Here is a 22,560-nt window from a genome sequence, read left to right on the forward strand (position 1 = left end):
TTCTCCTATTTATTCATATATCTCTTAAGAAATGAAAACATTGTTTCCATCTCTTCTTTTGTTCCTATTGTAATCCGCATGTACTGCTCGATCCGTCTGCTTCCCCAGAAACGCACATAAATATTCTCTTTTTTCATTGCTTCAAAAAGTTCTTTTGCATCGTATTCGGGATGTTTTGCAAAGATAAAGTTCGCCTTGGAATCAAGGAACTCAAATCCAAGTTTTGCCAGCTCTTCTTTTGCCCATTCTCTTGTCTCGATAATTTTATGCACCGTTTCTTCAAAATGTGCACGGTCTTTTACAGCTTCGACACCGCAGACCAATGATGTCTGGTTCATCGTATAAGAGTTAAATGAATACTTTACATCATTCAGGCATTTGATCAGATGCGGATTACTGATCGCATATCCGATCCGCATGCCTGCCATGGATCTTGCTTTTGAAAAGGTCTGCACAACGATCAGATTATCGTACTTGTCAATCAATGAAAGTGCTGACTCTCCTGCAAAATCAACATATGCCTCATCTACAATTACAATCACATCCGGATTGTGTCGGATAATATCTTCCACTTTATCAAGTTCCTGATAAAGCCCGGTCGGCGCATTCGGATTCGGAAAGATCACACCTCCATTTTCTCCGTAATAATCTTCCGGAACAATCTCAAAATTCTTATCCAGCTCCTTGCACGTATATGGGATGCGGTACAGGTTCGCCCATACTTCATAAAATGAATACGTGATATCCGGGAAAAAGATTGGCTTATCCGAATTAAAAAATGTCAGGAAACACATGGATAACACATCATCCGATCCCACTCCTACAAATACCTGTTCCTCTCCGACATTATAAAAATCTGCCAGTTCTTTCACAAGAATATCTGCTGTCGGATCCGGGTATTTGCGGAGAAGATCCGTATTCATAGACTCCAGCGCTTCTGTCACACCTTTTGCCGGCGGATACGGATTCTCGTTTGTATTTAATTTAATTACTTTTCCGGTCGGCTGTTCTCCCGGAACATACGGTTCTACTTTCCTTATATTCTCTTCAAATGAATACATAGACTCTCCTTTATCTGTACATCATTAACAACTGCCTAGATACATTTCATCTCTTTTGCAAGCTCTTTGAACTTCGGAAGAGAATTTACAATTGTTTCATAAGATACACAGTATGCAAGTCTTACATATCCAGGGCATGCGAAAGAGCTTCCCGGAACGAGGAGCAGATTGTATTTCTTCGCAATGCTGCAAAATTCCTTCTCATCTGCAATTGGGGATTTTACAAACAGATAAAATGCTCCCTGTGGTTTGATACACTCAAATCCGCACTCCAGAAGTCCATTGTATAAAGTCTCTCTGTTTCTGTCATAGAAAGACAGATCTGTCTTCTCGTTAATGCATTTTGCAACGACTTTCTGCTGCAATGTCGGTGCATTTACAAATCCGAGAATACGGTTTGCTACATTAGCTGCTGACAATACCGTTTCACTGTCTGTTACTTCGTCTGGAATCACAAGATATCCAATGCGTTCTCCAGGAAGTGATAACGACTTACTGTAAGAATATCCTACGATCGTATTGTCATAATACTTCGTCAGATATGGCACTTCCACTCCATCGTATGCAAGTTCACGATATGGTTCGTCAGAAATCAGATAAATCTCTGTTCCGAATTCTTTCTGTTTTGCTTCCATGATCGCTGCCATTTTTTTAATTGTATCTTCTGAATATACAACACCTGTCGGGTTGTTCGGTGTGTTCACAATGACTGCTTTTGTTTTTGCTGTGATCTTCTGCTCGAACTCATCAAGCTTCGGCTGGAACGTCTCTTTATCTGGTGAAATTTCAACCAGTACTCCGTCAAAGTTGTTCGTATAAGAACGGTATTCTCCGAAATATGGTGCAAATGCAATTACTTCATCTCTCGGATTTAATAGTGTCTTCAAAATAACATTTAAGCCACCTGCTGCCCCTACTGTCATGATGATATTCTTTCCTTCAAAAGAAGTTCCGAATCTCTCATTCAGCGAATTTGCAATTGTCTCTCTTACATCTGCATAACCGCTGTTGCTGTTTGTGTAGCCATGCAGTACGATCGGATCACTCTCACTTACAAGCTCGATAATCGCTTTTTTTACTGCTTCCGGAGCCGGCACATTCGGATTGCCAAGGCTGAAATCAAAAACGTTCTCTGCCCCGTATATCTCTGCCAGTCTGTTACCTTCTTCGAACATCGCACGAATGGCAGAACTGTTTGCTACCATTCCTTTCATCTTCTCTGCAATCATGTTACACACTCCTTTTTATTATTTATTTTCTTGTCACAGTGCCTTTTTCCACCATGAACACCGGACGGTAGGACATCTTTGCCTTTCTTAAGCCTTCTGCCCCGGTATCTTCTTCTCTGTTTACATATTTGTAATCCATGCACTCATGTGATACAAACTGCTGGTTGATCATAGGATATGCCCCTTGTACTTCTGCATATGCTTTCTCAATATGCACACCAAAAGTATCTGAACAGATTGGTTCTCCTACCGTAAAGGCTGCTACTTCTCCATCAATACGGAGTACACCGCCTTTCAGACCCAGTTCTTCAAACAATCTGAGTGAATTCAGTGTCACACAGATCTCTGCATTCTTCTCCAGATCTTCCTCACAACCGTTTTCATTTCTCCATTTTAATGCCATCTGGAAACAGTCTTCCACATTATCCTTTGTCATCGGTTCGTAGCTCCAGCGGTCTTCATACATAATTTTAAATTTATTAATATGGTTCCGCTTGCCATGTAATTTTTTACCGGATAAGGTTGCCAGCTTCTCAGTCTCATAAACATAATCCGCCTGGTCACGGTCATACTCGATCTGGTATCTGTCCGGGAACCATTCCTGCAAACGTTCAAAATTATCCGGTGTCACATTATACATGGAAAATGTACGTCCCCGGTCTTCGCAGTATCTTTCCAGAACCGGGATCACATTCTTCACATCCTCATCTTTTCCTGCCGGAAAAGCAAAGGCAATGTGATTCTCGTCCTCACTTTTGAATACAAGTGTATTCTCTATGACTGCCCATTTTACCGGATACTGTCTTGACCAGAGATACAGATTTACAAAAGTTCTCTCGCAGCTCCGGCTGGTATGATGCCTGAAATAGTGATCAATGATCTCTTTGTCTTCCAGTGCTGCCTTTTTAAACTGATATTCTTCCATAATCTTCCTTCTATATTTTGTTCATTTATCTCGTTATAAACAATTCGTATAATTTTTACTCTTCGTTCATATTCGCAAGCTTTGCTGCCTGGTCTGCTGCTGTAAGGCTGTCGATGATCTCGTCCAGATCTCCATTCAGAATAGAGTCCAGTTTATGCAGTGTCAGCTTGATACGGTGATCTGTTACTCGTCCCTGCGGGAAGTTGTAAGTACGGATCTTTTCAGAACGGTCTCCTGTACCGATCTGGCTTCTTCTTGCTTCTGCTTCAGATGCCTGTTTCTTCTCCATCTCCAGATCGTATAATTTGGAACGTAACAAACGGAAAGCTTTTTCCTTATTCTGTAACTGGGATTTCTCTGTCTGGCTGTAAATCACGATTCCTGTCGGGTAGTGAGTCAGACGTACCGCAGAGTCTGTTGTATTGACACACTGTCCACCGTTACCGGATGCACGCATAACATCAATACGGATATCTTTGTCATCAATCACTACGTCTACATCTTCTGCCTCCGGCATGATCGCTACCGTGATCGTGGATGTATGGATACGCCCGCCGCTCTCTGTCTCCGGCACACGCTGTACACGATGTACACCGCTTTCGTATTTCAAACGGGAATATGCGCCCTGTCCTGTGATCATAAATACACACTCTTTGAATCCACCGATTCCATTCTCATTTAATGAAATCATCTCAACTTTCCAACGGCGTCCTTCTGCATAATGCAGATACATACGGTAAATCTCAGCAGCAAATAAAGCAGCTTCATCTCCCCCTGCTCCTGCACGGATTTCGACTATAACGTTCTTGTCATCGTTCGGATCCTTAGGCAGAAGAAGGATCTTCAGCTCATGCTCTAATTCTTCCACTCTCTTCTTGGACTCACTTAGTTCCTCTTTTGCAAGTTCTTTCAGTTCTTCATCAGACTCTTCATCTAACATCTCAAGACTATCTGCAATTGCCTGCTTGCAGGCTTTATATTCCTTATAAGCCTCAACGATCGGAGTCAAATCATTCTGCTCTTTCATCAGTTTACGGAAACGGTTCTGATCATTTGCAACATCTGGCTCCTGAAGCTCGCTTAATATTTCTTCAAATCGAATGAGCAAATCTTCTAATTTGTCAAACATATTTTCTCCTCCTGTTTCTTCTCTTCACACCTGTTTCAAGGCTACCCTTTATTGTACATTGCACTGACAACACGGTCAAGTCCTGCCAGATCCTTTTTCACATCAATTTTGTCGTATCCCGCCTGCGCAAGAAGCGCGGATACCTCTTCTGCCTGATCGTGCCCGATCTCAAATAAGATCCATCCGCCCGGTTTCAGGTATTTTCCTGCCTGAGCAATAATCTTCCGGTAAAAATACAGTCCGTCTTCTTTCCCATCAAGCGCAATATACGGATCATGTAATTTTACCTCATCGGCAAGCTCTTCGATTACGGCACTCCGGATATACGGTGGATTGGAAACGATGATATCGTATGCTCCTTCCACATTTTCAAACAAATCACTCTTCCTGAATACAGCATCCGCCTTAAGTCTCTCTCCATTCTGTCGCGCTACTTCCAGTGCGCCTTCGGATATATCCACACCAGTTCCTTCGATCTGTCCGCACAGCTTCATAAGACTTAGTAAAATGCAGCCAGAGCCGGTACACACATCCAAAACCTGTACTTTCTTATTCGGCTCTTTTTTTAATTTTTCTTTTATATGACAATATGCTTCTTCTACCAAATTCTCGGTATCCTGTCGAGGAACAAGTACCTGATCATTTACAAGGAATTCATATCCCATAAAGTATTGTCTCCCGGTAATATGCTGCAACGGAATGTGCTCTGCGCGCTTTGCAAGTGCGACTTCGTATTCTTCTGCCTGTTCTTCCGGCACATCTGCTTTGGGGTTACCATAATATGCCGTCTTCGTAACTCCGGTAATATATTCCAACAGATACCACGCATCCAGATCTGCTTCTTCAATCTGTGCTTCGCGCAGTCTCTCTTTGCCACTTCGAAAAAGCTCTTCCAGATTAAAAATTTTTCCGTTCATAATCTCTCCAATCAAACACTGCTTCTACTGCCTGGATCGCGACTTCGATCATACTGTCATCCGGTTCTTTCGTTGTCAGCTTCTGGATCGCAAGTCCCGGTTTGCTCACAAGATTGATAAGTGCACCGTCACTGTCTCCCGCCAGATGCAGGATCTCATAAGAAATTCCGGCAATTACGGGCAGAAGCAGGAGTCTTACAACAACACGCATCCCCATGGAATCCACATGGATCAGAAGCAGTAAAATAATACTGATTGCAAGAACCAGGAACAGGAAGCTGGTTCCGCAACGTTTGTGCTGTCTGGAACTCTTGCGGACATTTTCAACATTCAGTTCCATTCCATGTTCAATACAGTTGATACATTTATGCTCTGCACCATGATACATGAACGTGCGCTGTATATCTTCCATTCTGGAAATCAGTGCCAGATATAAAATAAATATCAGAATCCGTACCACTCCCTCCAGCAGTGTCCGGATTTCGTATGACGGAATAACATTTTTGAACAATGAAGACAGAAAATACGGAACCATCATAAAGATCACAACAGCAAATACAAGAGAAAACGCAAGCATACCGCGCATTGCCCATGCATCCTGTTTTTCTTTTTTCTCCTGTTCTTTTGCTGTCAGCTCCTTTTTCTGTTCTTCTTCATCTTCCTCAAAAAATTCTGCCGAATACATTAATGTCCGGATTCCAAGAACCATAGAATCTGCAAATTTAAAAATCCCCCGGATAAATGGAATCTTAGAAAGTATCCCACATTTACCGGAAATCCCTTCATAATGTTCCGTCTTCACATGGATTTCTCCGTCCGGCTTTCTCACTGCCACGGCATATTCATCTCCGTTGCGCATCATAATACCTTCGATGACTGCCTGGCCTCCGATTTCTGATGACTTCATAAAGCCTCCTTTAAAACTTTTATAACGAAAAAAGGGTTGAGATTACAAAACCTCAACCCAAAACCTGCGAACTTATTTGTTCATTCCGTATTTCTTATTGAACTTATCAACACGGCCACGAGCCTGAGTTGCTTTCTGCTGTCCTGTATAGAACGGATGACACTTAGAACAGATCTCTACGTGGATGTCCTCGCTAGTTGATCCTGTTACGAATGTGTTACCACAGTTGCAAGTTACGGTTGCCTGATAATATGCTGGATGTATTCCTTCTTTCATGATTTTCACCTCTTCTTTTTATTTTTTACTTTCACGCGATTTTCGCGATTATGATTCGTTTTCTAAACAGCTTTGTTATTGTATCACAAAAAACACAGCTTGTCTAGACTAATTTTGTCTTTTTCATCAACTGGATAAATTCTCCATTATCCTTTGTTCTGGAGAACATGTTGAGGATATTATCCACAGCGTCTTCGGCGCGCATACCATTGAGTGCACGGCGCATCGTATCGACTGCTTCTTGCTCTGCCGGTGTAAGTAAGAGATCTTCTCTTCGTGTACCAGATTTTGGAATATCTACAGCCGGGAACATTCTCTTTTCAGACAGCTTGCGGTCAAGAACAAGTTCCATGTTACCGGTTCCTTTAAATTCCTCATAAATGACGTCATCCATCTTGCTTCCGGTATCTACAAGCGCGGTTGCCAGGATTGTAAGGCTTCCTCCGCCACGCATATTTCTCGCTGCTCCGAAGAAGCGCTTCGGCATATGCAGTGCAGCCGGATCGATACCACCGGAAAGTGTTCTTCCTGACGGCGGTACAGTTAAGTTATATGCTCTTGTCAGTCTTGTGATACTGTCAAGCAGAATCATAACGTCCTTTTTATGTTCTACCAGTCTCTTGGCACGCTCGATCACCATCTCTGACACACGCTTATGGTGCTCCGGTAACTCATCGAAAGTAGAGTAAATAACTTCTACATTGTCGCCTTCAATCGTTTCTTTAATATCTGTAACTTCCTCCGGACGCTCATCTATCAAAAGGATCAGAAGGTGTACTTCCGGATTGTTCTTTCTGACAGAAAGTGCAATCTGCTTAAGCAGAGTTGTCTTACCTGCTTTCGGAGGTGATACGATCATACCGCGCTGTCCTTTACCGATTGGGGAAAGCAGATCCACAATACGCATCGCTGTGCTTGTCTGTCCGCTCTCCAGACGCATTCTCTCATCCGGGAAAATCGGTGTCATATCTTCAAAGTTCTTCCGGTGGATCGCTTTCATCGGATCCATATCATTGATCTTTGACAGGTAAAGAAGTGCACTGAACTTCTCCTGCTGTGTCTTGATTCTTGTATGCCCCTCCAGAATATCTCCTGTCTTCAGATTAAACTTACGGATCTGTGACGGAGATACATATACATCATGATCACCCGGCAGATAATTATCACTTCGGATAAATCCATATCCATCCGGCATAACTTCCAGAATTCCATTTGCGACAACACCGCTGTCCAGTTTGTCAATATCATGCAGTTCTCTGTCGCCAGTGTTTGCCGACATCTCTTTTACATTCTCCTGGGATGCCTTTTTTTCTTTTTCATCTTCCTTCAGCATTAATTCAATCAACTCTGCTTTTTTCATTGTTGAAATGCCTTTCAGGCCACGCGCTTTCGCAAGCTCTTTAAGCGTAGCTAATGGAAGAGATTCATATTTTTCTCTCATCATATGCTTTATTCATCCTTTCACATCTGTTGTGGGAATCTTTGTCTGAGTTGACTTTCCTGAAATATTCATTCATTATACTACACTTTTTTTAATTTTTAAAGGGGTTACCAAATTATTTTTCACTGCTATTTTCTTGATTTGCCCCATTAAGGATGATATGATAATGAATAGTGAATAAGGCAGGTAACAAGATGACAATACACTGGAACGAAAAAAGATATTATTCTCTGGATTATTATCTGAAAGAGAACTACGGGGAAAAATTATATAAGCTCTCTTTAAATGGCGGTATGACCTGTCCGAACCGGGACGGCACACTGGACACGAGAGGCTGTATTTTCTGTAGCCGGGGCGGTTCCGGTGATTTTGCTGCTGACTCCGCAGTTTCTGTTACAGAGCAGATTGAGCAGGCAAAAGCACTTGTAGCATCCAAACAGACAGGTTCTTCATATATTGCTTATTTTCAGGCATTTACGAACACTTATGCACCTGTATCCAGACTACGTGAACTCTTCACGGAAGCGATCCATCATCCAGATATCCGGATTCTTTCCATTGCAACAAGACCTGACTGTTTAAGCGAAGAAATTCTGGATCTTCTCGGTGAACTGAACCAGATCAAACCAGTCTGGATTGAACTCGGGCTTCAGACGATCCACCCGAAGACCGCAGCTTTTATCCGCAGAGGCTATGATCTTCCGGTTTTCGAACATGCCGTTCAGCATTTGCGCGCCCGCAATATTTCTGTAATCGTACATACGATCCTTGCTCTTCCGGGCGAGACGCCGGAGATGATGCTGGATACGATCCACTATCTGAACCGTTTTGATATCCAGGGTATCAAATTACAGCTTCTTCACATTCTGAAAGGAACGGATCTTGCCGATATCTATGAAGCTCATCCTTTTTATGTTCCTTCCATGGAAGAATATTTTGCACTTCTCGGCATGTGTATCTGCCACTTAAGACCTGATATTGTGATCCACCGGCTTACCGGTGACGGTCCGAAACCTTTGCTCGTCGCACCTTGCTGGAGCGCGAACAAAAGATATGTCCTGAACCAGATGCAATCTTATTTCAAGGCACACGACATCTGGCAGGGAAAGGAGTATTCATAATGGCTGAATCATTTAAACTGTATAAACTGATCATTTTATATATGTTAAATAAAGTGGATTTTCCGCTTACAAATTCACAGATTTCCGAATTTATCCTAGATCAGGGATACACAACTTACTTCAAGTTACAGCAGGCTCTCTCTGAACTTCTCTCTTCCGGTTTTATCCGCGAAGAAGCAACACACAGCCGTACTTTCTATCATCTGACCGAAGACGGCGAATCTACAATCCGGTATTTTGAAAATGATATATCGCCTGCAATCCAGAGCGACATCGATACATTTTTACAGAAAAAACACTACGAATTGAAGAACGAAGTAGCTGTAAAAGCCGACTATTACCAGCTCAGCACGGGGGAGTATTCTGTCCGCTGCCAGGTTTTTGAAAAAGGTCTTCCTCTGATCGACTTAACCATAACTGCCCCTACAGAAGCAGAAGCAGAGACAATCTCCAACAACTGGGCAAAGAAAAACCAGGAAGTGTATGCTATGGTTATGGCGCATCTACTTTAAGAATTCACTCATCACATAGTTGCTGATATCGATTCCACGCCGGGTTAAATATACCCGGCTGTTTTTTTCTTCCAGAAGCCCTTCTTCCTTTAGTGTACGGATCGTATCTCCGTACACTTCATCCAGTTCTTTTCCATAACATTCTGAAAATTCTTTTCTTCCTACGCCCTTCATCATCCGGAGTCCTAAAAACATCGTCTCTTCCATCTGTTCCTGCACAGACAGTATTTCTTTTTCGTCCGCTTTCATATGCATACGGTCTGGTTCATAAGTAAAGCGACAGTTATTAATAAGTGACGCTGCTCCCGTACCAATCCCCAGATACTCTGTCCGATACCAGTAACCAATGTTATGTCTGCATGCTTTTCCCGGCTTCGCATAGTTGGAAATCTCATAATGTTCATATCCGTATTCTTTCAGAATTTCCTCTGTCCGCCAATACATCCGACGTTCGGTATCTTCATCCGGAAGCCGCTCTTCTGCCGGTATCCGTCTGCCTCTTTCCAGTTCGTCTTCCTGATTTCCATATCTCTCATAAAACGGTGTCCCCTCTTCAATGATCAGACTGTATGCCGAAATGTGTTCCGGTGAAAGTTCTGCGACCGTACGAAGCGTCCGCTCCCAGTCTGAAAGATTCTGTCCCGGAATTGCTGACATCAGATCAATGTTAATATTTGTAAATCCAACCTCTTTTGCCAGCCTGTAAGTATGCAAAAATTCCTCATATGTATGGATCCTGCCAAGCATCCGGAGTTCTCTGTCATCTGCCGACTGCAAACCAATACTCAGGCGGTTGATCCCGCATTTCTGATATGCACGGAGTTTCTTTTCATCTACTGTTCCGGGATTCAGTTCGGTTGTAATCTCTGCGTCTTCTGCGATTGTAAATGTTCTGTTAATTGCTGCAAATATGCTCTCCGTCTGTTCTGCTTCCAGCGTGGACGGTGTCCCACCGCCAAGGAAAATGCTGACAACACGATAAGCCTTCGCCAGATCTGTATAGGAACAGATTTCCCGGCAAAGGCTCTCTACATATATTTCCTGTTCAGCTCTGGTAGCAGGACCTGACAAGAAATCACAATATTTACATTTTCTTACACAAAAAGGAATATGAATATATAATTCTAATGCTTTCATTTATTTATCATCCAGCTTCAGTACGCTCATAAATGCCTTCTGTGGAATCTCGACATTGCCCACCTGGCGCATACGCTTCTTTCCTTCTTTTTGTTTCTCCAACAACTTTCTCTTACGGCTGATATCACCACCGTAACATTTTGCAAGAACATCTTTACGCATTGCTCTTACAGTCTCTCTTGCAATAACCTTGCTTCCGATCGCTGCCTGGATCGGAATCTCAAAAAGCTGTCTTGGAATCTCTTCTTTTAATTTTTCACACATCTTACGTCCACGTTCATACGCAGTATCTGCATGCACAATAAAGGACAGCGCATCCACTTCTTCCTTGTTGATCAGAATATCCAGCTTCACAAGATCCGATCTTACATAGCCGTCCAGCTCATAATCAAAGGACGCATATCCTCTGGAGCGGGATTTGAGTGCATCGAAGAAATCATAAATGATCTCATTGAGTGGCAGATGATAGCGCAGCACGGCACGCGTCTCTTCAATGTATTCCATGCCTTCATATACGCCTCGTCTCTCCTGACAAAGATCCATGATCGCTCCGATAAATTCAGATGTCACCATGATCTCTGCTTTTACCATCGGCTCTTCCATATATTCGATTTCAGACGGATCCGGCAGATTGGACGGATTGGTAAGTTCGATCACATCGCCGTTCGTCTTGTATACTTTGTAAATAACACCCGGTGCTGTTGTTACAAGATCTAAATTGTATTCTCTCTCCAGACGTTCCTGAATGATCTCCAGATGCAAAAGTCCGAGGAAACCACAGCGGAAACCAAATCCCAGTGCAATAGATGTCTCCGGCTCAAACTGCAGAGACGCATCATTTAACTGTAATTTTTCCAGCGCATCCCGAAGATCCGGATACTTTGCTCCATCTGCAGGATACAATCCGCAGTACACCATCGGGTTGACTTTTTTATAACCCGGAAGCGGCTCGGCACAAGGATTCTGTGCATTCGTCACTGTATCTCCGACACGGGTATCTCTTACATTCTTAAGGCTTGCTGTAATATAACCAACCATTCCGGCACTTAATTCTTCACACGGAATAAACTGTCCTGCACCAAAATATCCGACTTCCACAACTTCTGCTTTTGCTCCGGTTGCCATCATCAGGATCGGTGTGCCCTTTTTTACAGTTCCTTCTTTGATTCTGCAAAATACGATGACTCCCTTATAGGAATCATACAGCGAATCAAAGATCAATGCCTGAAGCGGTGCTTTCGGATCTCCAACCGGCGCCGGTATCTTCTCAACAATCTGCTCCAACACCTGTTCTACATTAAGTCCTGTCTTTGCGGAAATCTGCGGTGCATCTTCCGCTTCAATTCCGATCACATCTTCAATTTCTTCAATCACACGCTGTGGATCTGCACTTGGAAGGTCGATCTTATTAATAACCGGCATAACATCCAGATCGTGATCCAGTGCCAGATATACGTTGGCAAGAGTCTGTGCCTCCACACCCTGTGCTGCATCCACGACAAGAATCGCTCCGTCGCATGCTGCAAGGCTCCGGGATACTTCATAGTTAAAATCGACATGTCCCGGTGTGTCGATCAGGTTAAAGATATATTCTTCTCCGTCTTTCGCTTTATATACAATGCGGACAGTCTGCGCTTTGATCGTAATTCCACGCTCCCGTTCCAGCTCCATATTGTCCAGCACCTGTGACTGCATCTCACGGCTGGTCAAAAGACCTGTCATCTCAATGATACGGTCTGCCAGTGTTGATTTACCGTGATCGATATGGGCTATAATACAAAAATTTCTGATTTTACTCTGATCCATTGACAATTCTATCGTTCCCCTTAGTTTGAATTTTCTCTGTTATTACCTATCTGAATATATCATACAGAACTGTATTTTACAATGAAAAGTTCCACACTCATCACATCGCTTAAGCGTCCTGTTTTCACCAGTTGTTCCGTATCTGCGGCATCTTCCATAATGCTGCGCAGCTCTTCTAAGCCGAAGCTCCTGCACCTGCTCATATATTTTCCTGCTACAAATGGATGAATGCCCACCGTCTTTGCAATCTGTGACTTATCCATTCCTTTTATGCATAATGCTTTTACTTCCATCAGCTGCTTAAACTGTCTGGAAAGCAGGTATAAAATCCGCATCGGAGGCTCTTTTAATGCAAGAAGATCGTAATACAGATCCATCGCTTTTTTCTGATGTTTTGCAGCAACTGCTTCTACCATTTCAAAAATCTTATTGGAAATCTGCGCGGTGCAGATTTCATCAATGGCAGCCGGTGTAATCTCCTTTTCATCCAATGTATACGCAAACAACTTTTCCAGTTCTTTTTCCAGATTCTCCATATCTGTTCCGGTCTTTTCTACAAGATACTGCGCTGTGGAAGTCTTGATAAGCTTTCCTTCCCGCTTTACCTGTGCTCCGATCCAGTACAGAAGTGTCTTCTCGTCCTGTCTTCCAAGTTCCACGACACGGCCTTTATCCTTGACAGCCTTATAAAGCCTGTTCCGCTTATCCACTTCATTTTCCACGAAAATAAAGCATGCGGTATCCGGCATCGTTTTGATGTAATCGGCAAGCTCCGGCGCCGCATTTTTGAAAAAGCCTGAATTTTCCACAACGATCAGACGCCGTTCTGCAAAAAATGGCATTGTCTCTGCAAGATCAATAAGCTCTCCCGGATTGATTCCTTTTCCTTCGTAATAAGCATAATTAACGGTATCTCCATCCGGCAGGATTGCCTTTGTCATCCGGTCTTTGTACTGCTTTTTTAAATAGGCTTCCTCTCCATAGAGCAAGTATACCGGTTTCCACTGTCCGTTCTTAATGTCTTCGTTTAAACTTTTCATACACGTACCATTTCCCGGCTGATCTCACTTAAGTTGTGTGCTCCGCACATGGTCATCGTATCGGCAAGCTCTGTGGTCAGTTTCTCTGTATAGGTTGCAACGCCTTCGGCGCCGCCGCCGTAGACAGCTGTCACATATGGGCGTCCGATCAACACGGCATCTGCTCCAAGCGCCAGTGCTTTAAAAATATCCACGCCACTTCTTAAGCCCCCGTCAACAAAGATCTTCATATCTTTTCCAACTGCCTGCACAATCTCTTCCAGTACTTCCGCTGTCGCCGGACACTGATCCAACACACGTCCGCCATGATTCGATACAACAATCGCAGAAGCTCCGGCTTCTTTTGCCTTCAAAGCTCCTTTTACTGTCATGATCCCTTTAAGGATAAATGGTACACCTGCAGCTTTTACAATCTCTGCCAGTTCTTCTGTCGTCTTGCTTCCTGCAGGCGGAGTCAGATTTTTCAGGAACGGAAGTCCTGCCGCATCTATATCCATCGCCACTGCAAAAGAACCGGATGCTTTGATCAGTTCCAGTTTTTCCTGTAATGTATTGACATCCCATGGTTTAACCGTTGGAATCCCTTTCCCGTCTTTTGCACGGATTGCTTCCGTAGCACCCTGCATAACCGCAGCATTCACACCGTCTCCGGTAAATGCCGCGATTCCTGCATCCGCACATGCCGGTACAAGAATGTTATTGTATTCCAGATCATCGTATTTATCGCCATAATGCAATTTCATTGCCCCGATCGGTGCTGCAAAGATTGGTGCTTTATAGGTCCGTCCGAATATTTCAAAAGAAGTATCTACTTTTCCATTTTCACAAATCGTATCCATATTCACACAGATATCCTGCCACTTCTCATAATTGCGGATTGCAACCGTTCCGGTTCCTTTGGCTCCCGGTCCCGGCATCTGGCTTGTGCATGCCTTCCCATTACAGACCGGACATGCTTTGCAATATGGTCCCATGCAGGTTCTCGCATTTTCCAATATTTCCTGATAATTCATTGTATCTTCCTTCTTTCTGTCTTTTATGTCAGTTTTCCTCTAATCTTTTGATTATACATCGTTATGTTTAATAATAACAAGCTCCAAGTGTCTGCGTCAACCACGCTTTTCTTCCATTCACACGGATTGTCACTGCTCCGCTGCTGGCTGTGCCGTACATCCGGCTCCCATATTTTTCAAGTCTCTTAAGCGTCTCTTTGTGCGGATGTCCATAGCGGTTATTTCTTCCGGAAGAAACAAGCGTATATTTCGGATATACCGATTCAAGAAACGTCTCTTTCGTTGAATTTTTCGAGCCGTGATGCGCCGCTTTCAGAAAATCCCACTGTACATTCTGATAGTGCTCCTTTAATTCTTGTGTCAGCGTTTCTTCTCCGGTGCCTTCCACATCTCCCGTAAAGAGAAAACGTCTCTTCTGATATTCCATCGCCAGTATCATGGACGCTTCATTGCCAGGCTCCATTTTCTGACCGGTGTCTGGTCCAAGACAAACAATCCGGAAGATCTCTTTTCCACTTTTTTCCAGTAGTTGTTTTTCTTTCTCTATAATACAAATCTTTGCACCGCATCCCTGCCCGGTTTCTGCCAGGCGGAAAAGCTTCTCATCCCACACAGACTGCGGTGGGAAAATAAGTCTCACAATCCTGACACCCATTTTTCTGCGTTTTAACATTTCTTCAATCGCTCCAATATGATCTTCATCTCCATGTGTCACAAAAACAGCATCCAGCTTGTGGATTCCCTGTGATTTTAAATAGGGTTCAATTATGTATTTTCCAGCATTTTTCACATCACTACTGCCACCATCAATCAGATATGCTCTCCTGTCCGGTGTCCGTATAAAAATGCAATCTCCCTGCCCTACATCCAGCATGGTCACCTGTACTCCGGAAAATAAATTCTGGGGAATTGTAAGAACTGCTGTCGCGGTTACGATACCGATTCCCAATACTGCTGCCCACCTGCTTTTTCTGTCACTTTTTCTCTCTGCCCTGCCTGCCTTTTTTCTGCCGACTCTTATTACATTTCCCCTCAATTTTTTCTGTCTGTCAGGATTTTTCCTACAACCTTTTACCACAGTTTTCCCTATTTTATCTTCTTTCATATCATCTGTTTTCTTTCTTTTTTTTATCCACAGTAACACACCCCCTACAATCAGATAATACAACATACACTGCCACAGATCAGGCTTCCCGGTTGTCACTCTTGCCCCTGGAAACATAAGCGCAAGATCACAGCTTTTTTCGTAGATTGCCAGAATCCATCCGCAGCCTTTTAGCAACAGCACTGATTCCTGCCAGAAAACAAGCCATAGAAAACTAGCCAATACTGCCATCATCAACAAAATCGTCAAAAGTGGAATAACAAGCAGATTTAACGCAAGACTTAACAGAGATATTTCAAAATAAGCCATCAGAAGAATCGGGAGCAGAAGTATCTGCGTACTAAGTCCCGCCCATACATTCTGAAATGGCAATTCCACAAAAACAGGAAGGATAAGAAGCATTGCCAGCACCGCTCCAAAAGACATCCAGAAACCTGCGTCCTTAAGATAAAGCGGCTGTCCGATAAGCACACATGCTGCTGCCACCGCAAGTGCTGTCGAGCTGTCGTATTTTCTTCCCGTCGCATCGGCTCCCACGCGGAATAAAAACATGATAAATGCACGCATGACCGACACGCTTTTGCCTACGAGAAGCACGTACAGTGAAAGTGCCAGAATCCCGCCTGCGCAACCAAGTGGATAGGAACCGCTCTTTTTTCGCAGGAATTGATAGAATCCTGTTCCGAGAAATGACAGATGCAATCCTGAGATTGCAAGGATATGGGCGATCCCATTGACCTGATACAGCTCTTTGATTTCCGGATCCATGGCACTTCTGTCACCGAGAAGCATTGCCGTCAGCACACCACCTTTTTCTTTGCCAAGCTGGCGGATCAGCATTTCTTTCCAGTGTTCCCGCAAGCGCCAGATTCGTTCCCTCCACTGTTCCCGCTTGCCCCGGTTCTTCAGAACTTTGTCTATCCATACGGATGCATGGATCTTCTGTCTCCTGTAATAGGCTCTCTGATCGAAATTTCCCGGATTTCTCGCCCTGTCAAAATAGCGCAGTTTTCCTGTCACCTTCACTTTATTTCCACAGAAGATCTCATTTTCTGTTTGTTTTTTACTGTTTGTTTTTCTGTATAAAATAATTTTGGATTCTCTGAGCGAACGCCCATGAATATGTATCGATACATTTGTAAGATAATAAGTCTGCCGGTTTTCTGTAAATTCTTTTTTCCAGACGGTTCCGGATACCAAAACTTCTTCTCTGTCCTCTACACAGGTTTCCAGATCCGAAGGAGAGAAAAAGTCTTCTGCCTTCTCTCCTCCAAACCATACGATTCCCGCGATCAGAAATATCCACAGCAGACACACGGAACATAATGGTCTATTTCTCACTGTTCTTCCTCCACGATTGCCGGATCTGCCGAAAATGGTTTATTTAAGTTTATGCTTCCCTGATATTGTACATTTGCCTTTCCTCCGATCAGTATCTGTACTTTTCCTGCCGCTCCATTTGCTGTAATGGAATTGACAATTGCATAAATGCTGAGCCTTGGATCGATCTTATATTTTGTATTCTGACATTCTTCATCAAGATTTACATAACAGATACCATCCTTCGTGGACACACTTAAGATTTCCGTATCCTGTGAGATTACCGGATACTCCGAAGCATCCTCCGGACCTTTCACCAATTGTTCCACGATCACTTTCTCCAAAGCTGTGTTGCTGTCATACCGTACTTTCACAGACTCTTCTTTCAGTTTGTCTCCTTTGGCATTGGCATAGTATAAAAGCAGATCCGCACTTTGATAAGAGTGAAGAGACGAACCGGTATTCTGTACAAAATCTGCCGCACATAAATATCCTTCCGGCTTGCCATGTTCGTCCTTTACCGGTTTGTTTTCCTGATAAAAACGCACATATCCCACACCGTCAATCTGTGTCAGTGTCTGTACAACCGCTGCCTCCAGCAGTAATCTGGAAGTTGTATTCATTTTCCCAAATGCATCATTCAGATGCAGATCCAGCTTCCCAGCTGTCACACTCCAGCTTTTTACCGCTGTATGGTTCTGGAAAGCGCTCTTATACTCAATCGTATCCGGTTCTTTTTTTAATGATTTCAGAGCATACCGTATCCGGGAGTTCCTGGAATCACCCGTAATCTTATATGCTTCTTTTACCAGATCTGTTCCTTCCGCATTGATATAATAAAGTGCCGTCTCGCCCTCTTTTGGTTCTCTGTGACGTCCGCATCCGGTAACTCCGTTAATCAACATTAAAAGTGCAAGACACACAGATAAAATCCGGCGTATTTTTATTTTCATAATTTCATCCCTTCTTTTTACACACAGTTATCCCCGCTCCGGTGCAACATATACAAGCGGAATACGAATCGTAAAGGTGGTTCCTTCGCCCGGCTGGCTGAAGACTTTAATCGCTCCACGATGCATAACAACCGCATTCCTTGCAATGGACAGCCCAAGTCCGGTTCCTCCGATCTCTCTGGAATGGGATTTGTCCACTCGGTAAAATCTTTCAAAAATATGTTCTGTCTCTTCCTGTGCGATACCGATGCCGGAGTCCGCCACTTCGATGTTGCAGAACTTGTGATCCGCATTCAGTGTCACGTGAACCCATCCGCCTTCCCTGTTATATTTGATCGCATTTTCCACCAGATTCGTAATCGCAAGTGACAATTTAACTTCATCAATTTCTGCCGTAACCGGGCGGAAGCTCTGGTACACAACCTCCACATTCTGTTTTGTAGCAATCGGGCGCAGACGTTTCAATATCTTCTCCACAAGTTCATTCATGCTGACAGACTGGATATTCATATTACTTGCTGTCTTGTCCATCTTCACAAGCGACAGCAGGTCATTGATGATCTTATTCTCTCTCTCAATCTCTTCTGATAGATCACCCATGAATTCCCGGTACAGTTCTGTCGGTACATTCTCCTGAATCAACAGAGAATCTGCCAGCACTTTCATAGATGTCAGCGGGGTCTTTAATTCATGTGACACATTTGATACAAATTCCTGCCTGGAATCATCCTGCGCTTTCAGACGTCCCAACATCTTGTTAAATGCTTCTGATAAAATCTTCGTTTCTGTATATGCATTTTCATGCAGATAATCAGCATGGTATCCTTCCGTAACCGCCTCAATCCGCCTTGTGATCCTCTGGAACGGACGCACCATTAAGAATCCAAGACCGATTGCAAGCACAAGCGCAATGATCACTGCAACAACTGCAACAACATTTGCTTTGCCGCCAAGCACACCCTTACTTTCCGCAATGGAATCCGTGGACACACTTACAAGCATTACACCAATGACTTTCTCTTTCGCTGCATCCATGATCGGCGAAGTTACCTCTATATAACGATTTTTTGAATCGTAATAAGTCGTTCCTTTTCCGCTCATACATCCGGTAACATCACCGGATACGATCCTTTTGCCCTCGTCCATATCATACGTGTCTTTCAGAATATAATATGCCTGATCGATAAGCAGCACTCTTCCATTGTAAATATTGGATAATTGTGTAATCTCTGCGTTCATAGCTTCCGTTGTGACTACTTTTGGATAACCGCCCTGACTGAGCTGGTTACATAGAATGGTGCATTGATTCTGTATCTCGGCAGTCCGCACCTCGACCGCTCTCTTCTCATAACTGGTCAGAACCACCGCCTCCATGATCACTGCCGGTATGATTGCAAATAATACCAGCAGACTGATAATCAGGAAGCGGAGACTCTTCCATGTTTCTGTTTTTACGTATCTTCCAAATCTAACCTTTAAAATAATATCCCACTCCCCATTTTGTATATACATATTTCGGATCACTCGGATTCGTCTCGATCTTCTCACGCAGTCTCCGGATATGTACATCTACCGTTCTTGCATCTCCCGGATATTCATATCCCCATACAATATTTAACAGATTCTCTCTGCTGTATACTTTGTTCGGATTCATAGCAAGAAGCTCCAGTAGGTCAAATTCCTTTGCTGTCAGATTCGTCTCCTGCTCTCCGATCACAACTCTCCTGCTCTCACAGTCGATCTTCATCTCACCTTTTACAATGATCTTATCGTCTTCGCGCTCCGTCTTCTTCCTTCCTGTACGTCTTAAAATAGCTTTGATCCTTGCTTTCACTTCCAGAATATTAAATGGCTTGGTTATGTAATCATCGGCACCGTATTCCAGTCCGAGGATCTTATCCATATCGTCTCCCTTTGCCGTCAGCATAATGATCGGAACATCCGAATATTCACGAATCTGTCTGCATACTTCAAATCCGTCATACTTCGGAAGCATCACATCCAGAAGCAGGATATCATATATATTCTCTTTTGCAAGTTTCAGTGCTTCCTCACCATCGTAAGCACAGTCTACTTTCATGCCCTCCTGTTCCAGACTGAAACGAATCCCTTTTACTATTAATTTTTCATCATCTACAACCAGAACTCTCTTATCTTCCATTCCCGCTCTCTCCTGTTACTGTCAGCTTCCGCTTATTTCTGTCTCTTTTTATTGTTATATCTCGATCTGGTCTTCCAACTTTCCATAAATTCCGTCTTTGATCCCTTCGACTTCCTTCAACTGTTCTTTTGATCCAAATCTTCCTTTTATCTCCCGGTACTTTATGATTGCCTGCGCTCTCGCCTCGCCGATCCCGGTCAAAGTCATCAGCTCTTCTTTTCCCGCCGTGTTAATATTGACTTTACCGGAAGTTCCCTGTGCGTCTGTACTGCCGGAACTGCTGCCACCCTCTGCTACTCCTTCCGTTTTTTCTGAAGCACCGTTATTATTAGTTGCTTCCTTCTTTGACGGAATATAAATCTGCTGTCCATCCTGCATCTTCTCTGCCTGGTTCACAGAAACGGATGCCGCCTTTCCTGTCAGACCTCCTGCGAGCCGGATCGCATCGCAGATCCTGCTGTCTGCATCCAGCCGGTACACGCCGGGATGCTTTACCTGACCGCATACATATACGCAGATCTCACCCGAAGATACTTTTTCATCCTCGTCATCTGCCCCTGACTGCTCCCTCTGTCCGGCAGTTTCACTCTTAGCATCTTCTGACAATTCTATTTCTTCCAGCGCACTTTCATTTCCTGTGTCCTGCTGTCTGCCAATACCGGAACAGCCAGTCAGGCAGGTAAATATTATGAACCACACAAGTAAAAATCTTCTGTTATTTTTAAAAATCTTCCTATGCATATTTTGCCTCCACAATGGTCGGAACTGTGAATCCCCTCATATGCCTAGATATACTTATATTACTATTTCCACTGAAAAATTGCAACTCCTATAAGTGCAATTCCCATGCCGATGGCTTTGCGCCACACAAATGGTTCTTTCTCCACTCCGAACAGTCCCATAAGCTCGATCACATAAGCTACGATCAGCTGTGCGATTACAATAAGAAGCGCTGCCTTCGCCGGACCGAGCTGTGCCATACTCTTAATCACCGTCCACGTGATCCCGGCACCGATCACGCCTCCGAGGAGCAAATATTTCGGCTCGACTTTCATAAGTGCACCTACCGGATTTCTTCCCGTTACCAGCCATGCAATGAGACAGATGATAAATGCACTGAACTGCACCCATCCGTTACTCACCCACATTCCCGCGGTTTTCGTCACCTGTGTATTAAAAACGCCTTGCACACTCATCAATGTTCCCGATAAAACAGCAATCAAAAAACCAGTCATTATCCATACCTCCTGCTTATGCAGATACTATGTCCAACAACTGGCCTTTTATACCTTTTTTTATATTTCTGGCTTGATTTTTCCAGATCTGATTTACAGAATCTTCTCAAGAACTGCAATCATCTCATCCACATGCTCTTTTTCAATGATAAGCGGTGGAACGAAACGCAGGACATCTGCGCCTGCACCAATCACAAGCAGTCCTTCTTTCAATGCTGCATTTGTCACTTCACCAAGCGGTTTTGTAATCTGGATTCCCTGCATAAGTCCGGTTCCTTTCACCGCTTTTATGCAGTCACATTTCTCCTTTAACGCTTCTAACTTTTCTGTCAGATATGTGCCCATTTCTTTTACATGTGCGGTCAGATTTTCTTTTTCAAAGATTTCAACCGTCTTGCTCACTGCTGTGCATGCCAGTGGATTACCTCCATAAGTGGTTCCGTGATCTCCCGGCTCCAGTGAATACTCTGCAACTTCCTCTGTCATGGCAAATGCACCAACTGGGATACCACTTCCGATCGCTTTTGCCATTGTCATAATATCCGGTTTGATGCCGTATCCCTGCCAGCAGAACATTTCTCCGGTTCTGCCCATACCACACTGTACTTCGTCACAGATCATAAGGATTCCTTCTTTATCGCATAGCTCGCGGATTCCTTTCATAAATTCCTCTGTTGCAAGATTGATACCGCCCTCGCCCTGCAGCGGTTCTAAAATAATCGCGCAAGTCTTGTCTGTCACCAGTGCTTTCACACTGTCCAGATTGTTGTATTCTGCAAAAGACACCCCCGGTACAAGCGGACCAAACGGTTTTCTGTATGCGTCATGTCCAGTTACGGATACTGCTCCGAAACTTCTTCCATGGAAAGACTCTTTCATGGCAATAAATTCATAACGTCCGGTTCCTTTTTTATATGCATATTTTCTCGCTGCTTTCAGTGCACCTTCCACAGATTCCCCACCACTGTTCGTAAAGAAAATACGATCCATCTTCGTAATCCGTTTCAGTGCTTCTGCCGCTTTTCCACACACGGTATTATAATACAGATTGGACGTGTGGCACAGCTTGTCGATCTGAGCTTTCAATGCCGTATTCAGCTCTTCATTTGCATAGCCAAGAGAAGAAACCGCATAGCCGGCTGCAAAATCCAGATATTTCTTTCCTTCTGTGTCATACAGATACACGCCTTCGCCGTGTTCTAAAACAACAGGAAACTGATTGTAGGTGTGCAGTAACGCCTCGTTTGTTTCTTTCATATATTTATTCATCGC

The 22,560-nt window shown here is 43.7% G+C and carries 21 protein-coding genes; 2 read left to right on the plus strand and 19 right to left on the minus strand.

What is annotated here, in order from left to right; all coding sequences use genetic code 11:
• Window positions 1-5 precede the first annotated feature (5 nt).
• The 8 genes from hisC to rho all read right to left on the minus strand — a co-directional run bounded on the left by hisC (window position 6) and on the right by rho (window position 7,885).
• Window positions 6-1,061: a histidinol-phosphate transaminase gene (gene hisC / locus DW125_RS00235; RefSeq protein WP_021860802.1), complete on the minus strand. Its 1,056-nt coding sequence runs from the start codon at window positions 1,059-1,061 to the stop codon at window positions 6-8.
• Between the two features lie 35 nt (window positions 1,062-1,096).
• Complete coding sequence (locus DW125_RS00240) at window positions 1,097-2,290, minus strand: pyridoxal phosphate-dependent aminotransferase (RefSeq protein WP_117536749.1); 1,194 nt, start codon at window positions 2,288-2,290, stop codon at window positions 1,097-1,099.
• Between the two features lie 22 nt (window positions 2,291-2,312).
• Entirely contained in the window at window positions 2,313-3,215 is a 903-nt protein-coding gene (locus tag DW125_RS00245; RefSeq protein ID WP_021860804.1) for a DUF2156 domain-containing protein, read from the minus strand.
• A 55-nt stretch (window positions 3,216-3,270) separates the two neighbouring features.
• On the minus strand, window positions 3,271-4,344 hold the full coding sequence (gene prfA, locus DW125_RS00250) for a peptide chain release factor 1 (protein WP_021860805.1): 1,074 nt from the start codon (window positions 4,342-4,344) through the stop codon (window positions 3,271-3,273).
• Between the two features lie 41 nt (window positions 4,345-4,385).
• Window positions 4,386-5,261 carry a peptide chain release factor N(5)-glutamine methyltransferase gene (prmC, locus tag DW125_RS00255; protein WP_117536750.1) on the minus strand — a complete coding sequence of 292 codons (876 nt, stop codon included), beginning with the start codon at window positions 5,259-5,261 and terminating at the stop codon, window positions 4,386-4,388.
• Complete coding sequence (locus DW125_RS00260; RefSeq protein ID WP_117536751.1) at window positions 5,242-6,168, minus strand: DUF1385 domain-containing protein; 927 nt, start codon at window positions 6,166-6,168, stop codon at window positions 5,242-5,244. The genes prmC and DW125_RS00260 overlap by 20 nt, the downstream gene beginning before the upstream one ends.
• 72 nt (window positions 6,169-6,240) lie before the next feature.
• Entirely contained in the window at window positions 6,241-6,444 is a 204-nt protein-coding gene (rpmE, locus tag DW125_RS00265; protein ID WP_021860808.1) for a 50S ribosomal protein L31, read from the minus strand.
• Window positions 6,445-6,547: 103 nt separating this feature from the next.
• Window positions 6,548-7,885, minus strand: a complete 1,338-nt coding sequence (rho, locus tag DW125_RS00270) for a transcription termination factor Rho (RefSeq protein WP_199537814.1) — start codon at window positions 7,883-7,885, stop codon at window positions 6,548-6,550.
• A 194-nt stretch (window positions 7,886-8,079) separates the two neighbouring features.
• On the opposite strand from rho, the gene DW125_RS00275 reads away from it, so the two are divergent.
• Window positions 8,080-9,006: a TIGR01212 family radical SAM protein gene (locus tag DW125_RS00275; protein WP_021860810.1), complete on the plus strand. Its 927-nt coding sequence runs from the start codon at window positions 8,080-8,082 to the stop codon at window positions 9,004-9,006.
• Window positions 9,006-9,518, plus strand: a complete 513-nt coding sequence (locus tag DW125_RS00280) for a DUF4364 family protein (protein WP_021860811.1) — start codon at window positions 9,006-9,008, stop codon at window positions 9,516-9,518. Before DW125_RS00275 ends, DW125_RS00280 begins: the two co-directional genes overlap by 1 nt.
• On the opposite strand, the gene hemW is transcribed toward DW125_RS00280, so the two are convergent.
• The 11 genes from hemW to DW125_RS00335 form a co-directional block, all read right to left on the minus strand.
• The gene (gene hemW, locus DW125_RS00285; protein WP_117536752.1) at window positions 9,510-10,655 is read right to left on the minus strand and encodes a radical SAM family heme chaperone HemW; all 1,146 of its coding nucleotides are present in this window, start codon (window positions 10,653-10,655) and stop codon (window positions 9,510-9,512) included. The genes DW125_RS00280 and hemW overlap by 9 nt on opposite strands.
• Complete coding sequence (gene lepA, locus DW125_RS00290; RefSeq protein WP_021860813.1) at window positions 10,656-12,461, minus strand: translation elongation factor 4; 1,806 nt, start codon at window positions 12,459-12,461, stop codon at window positions 10,656-10,658.
• 59 nt (window positions 12,462-12,520) lie between these two features.
• Window positions 12,521-13,501 (minus strand): DNA polymerase III subunit delta, encoded by a 981-nt coding sequence (gene holA, locus DW125_RS00295; RefSeq protein ID WP_117536753.1) that lies wholly within the window; start codon window positions 13,499-13,501, stop codon window positions 12,521-12,523.
• On the minus strand, window positions 13,498-14,514 hold the full coding sequence (locus DW125_RS00300; RefSeq protein WP_117536754.1) for an alpha-hydroxy-acid oxidizing protein: 1,017 nt from the start codon (window positions 14,512-14,514) through the stop codon (window positions 13,498-13,500). The genes holA and DW125_RS00300 overlap by 4 nt, the downstream gene beginning before the upstream one ends.
• 67 nt (window positions 14,515-14,581) lie before the next feature.
• Entirely contained in the window at window positions 14,582-16,960 is a 2,379-nt protein-coding gene (locus tag DW125_RS00305) for a ComEC/Rec2 family competence protein (RefSeq protein WP_117536755.1), read from the minus strand.
• Window positions 16,957-17,892, minus strand: a complete 936-nt coding sequence (locus DW125_RS00310) for a GerMN domain-containing protein (protein ID WP_117536756.1) — start codon at window positions 17,890-17,892, stop codon at window positions 16,957-16,959. Before DW125_RS00310 ends, DW125_RS00305 begins: the two co-directional genes overlap by 4 nt.
• A 27-nt stretch (window positions 17,893-17,919) precedes the next feature.
• Window positions 17,920-19,404, minus strand: a complete 1,485-nt coding sequence (locus tag DW125_RS00315; RefSeq protein WP_117536757.1) for a sensor histidine kinase — start codon at window positions 19,402-19,404, stop codon at window positions 17,920-17,922.
• On the minus strand, window positions 19,361-20,053 hold the full coding sequence (locus DW125_RS00320; protein WP_021860819.1) for a response regulator transcription factor: 693 nt from the start codon (window positions 20,051-20,053) through the stop codon (window positions 19,361-19,363). The genes DW125_RS00315 and DW125_RS00320 overlap by 44 nt, the downstream gene beginning before the upstream one ends.
• Window positions 20,054-20,107: 54 nt before the next feature.
• Window positions 20,108-20,794, minus strand: a complete 687-nt coding sequence (locus tag DW125_RS00325) for a helix-hairpin-helix domain-containing protein (RefSeq protein WP_117536758.1) — start codon at window positions 20,792-20,794, stop codon at window positions 20,108-20,110.
• A gap of 62 nt (window positions 20,795-20,856) precedes the next feature.
• Complete coding sequence (locus DW125_RS00330) at window positions 20,857-21,288, minus strand: DMT family transporter (RefSeq protein ID WP_021860821.1); 432 nt, start codon at window positions 21,286-21,288, stop codon at window positions 20,857-20,859.
• 93 nt (window positions 21,289-21,381) lie between these two features.
• Window positions 21,382-22,557, minus strand: coding sequence for an aspartate aminotransferase family protein (locus tag DW125_RS00335; protein ID WP_117536759.1), 1,176 nt, complete (start codon window positions 22,555-22,557; stop codon window positions 21,382-21,384).
• Window positions 22,558-22,560: the final 3 nt, after the last annotated feature.

It is taken from the genome of Dorea sp. AM10-31 (genome assembly GCF_003435815.1).
GTDB lineage: Bacteria > Bacillota > Clostridia > Lachnospirales > Lachnospiraceae > Dorea_D > Dorea_D hominis.

Excerpts from the sequence above, each read along its gene's own strand:
- hisC (WP_021860802.1), bottom strand. The coding sequence starts at position 1,061 with ATGTATTCATTTGAAGAGAATATAAGGAAAGTAGAACCGTATGTTCCG.
- DW125_RS00240 (WP_117536749.1), bottom strand. The coding sequence starts at position 2,290 with ATGATTGCAGAGAAGATGAAAGGAATGGTAGCAAACAGTTCTGCCATT.
- DW125_RS00245 (WP_021860804.1), bottom strand. The coding sequence starts at position 3,215 with ATGGAAGAATATCAGTTTAAAAAGGCAGCACTGGAAGACAAAGAGATC.
- prfA (WP_021860805.1), bottom strand. The coding sequence starts at position 4,344 with ATGTTTGACAAATTAGAAGATTTGCTCATTCGATTTGAAGAAATATTA.
- prmC (WP_117536750.1), bottom strand. The coding sequence starts at position 5,261 with ATGAACGGAAAAATTTTTAATCTGGAAGAGCTTTTTCGAAGTGGCAAA.
- DW125_RS00260 (WP_117536751.1), bottom strand. The coding sequence starts at position 6,168 with ATGAAGTCATCAGAAATCGGAGGCCAGGCAGTCATCGAAGGTATTATG.
- rpmE (WP_021860808.1), bottom strand. The coding sequence starts at position 6,444 with ATGAAAGAAGGAATACATCCAGCATATTATCAGGCAACCGTAACTTGC.
- rho (WP_199537814.1), bottom strand. The coding sequence starts at position 7,885 with ATGAGAGAAAAATATGAATCTCTTCCATTAGCTACGCTTAAAGAGCTT.
- DW125_RS00275 (WP_021860810.1), top strand. The coding sequence starts at position 8,080 with ATGACAATACACTGGAACGAAAAAAGATATTATTCTCTGGATTATTAT.
- DW125_RS00280 (WP_021860811.1), top strand. The coding sequence starts at position 9,006 with ATGGCTGAATCATTTAAACTGTATAAACTGATCATTTTATATATGTTA.
- hemW (WP_117536752.1), bottom strand. The coding sequence starts at position 10,655 with ATGAAAGCATTAGAATTATATATTCATATTCCTTTTTGTGTAAGAAAA.
- lepA (WP_021860813.1), bottom strand. The coding sequence starts at position 12,461 with ATGGATCAGAGTAAAATCAGAAATTTTTGTATTATAGCCCATATCGAT.
- holA (WP_117536753.1), bottom strand. The coding sequence starts at position 13,501 with ATGAAAAGTTTAAACGAAGACATTAAGAACGGACAGTGGAAACCGGTA.
- DW125_RS00300 (WP_117536754.1), bottom strand. The coding sequence starts at position 14,514 with ATGAATTATCAGGAAATATTGGAAAATGCGAGAACCTGCATGGGACCA.
- DW125_RS00310 (WP_117536756.1), bottom strand. The coding sequence starts at position 17,892 with ATGAAAATAAAAATACGCCGGATTTTATCTGTGTGTCTTGCACTTTTA.
- DW125_RS00315 (WP_117536757.1), bottom strand. The coding sequence starts at position 19,404 with ATGTATATACAAAATGGGGAGTGGGATATTATTTTAAAGGTTAGATTT.
- DW125_RS00320 (WP_021860819.1), bottom strand. The coding sequence starts at position 20,053 with ATGGAAGATAAGAGAGTTCTGGTTGTAGATGATGAAAAATTAATAGTA.
- DW125_RS00325 (WP_117536758.1), bottom strand. The coding sequence starts at position 20,794 with ATGCATAGGAAGATTTTTAAAAATAACAGAAGATTTTTACTTGTGTGG.
- DW125_RS00330 (WP_021860821.1), bottom strand. The coding sequence starts at position 21,288 with ATGACTGGTTTTTTGATTGCTGTTTTATCGGGAACATTGATGAGTGTG.
- DW125_RS00335 (WP_117536759.1), bottom strand. The coding sequence starts at position 22,557 with ATGAATAAATATATGAAAGAAACAAACGAGGCGTTACTGCACACCTAC.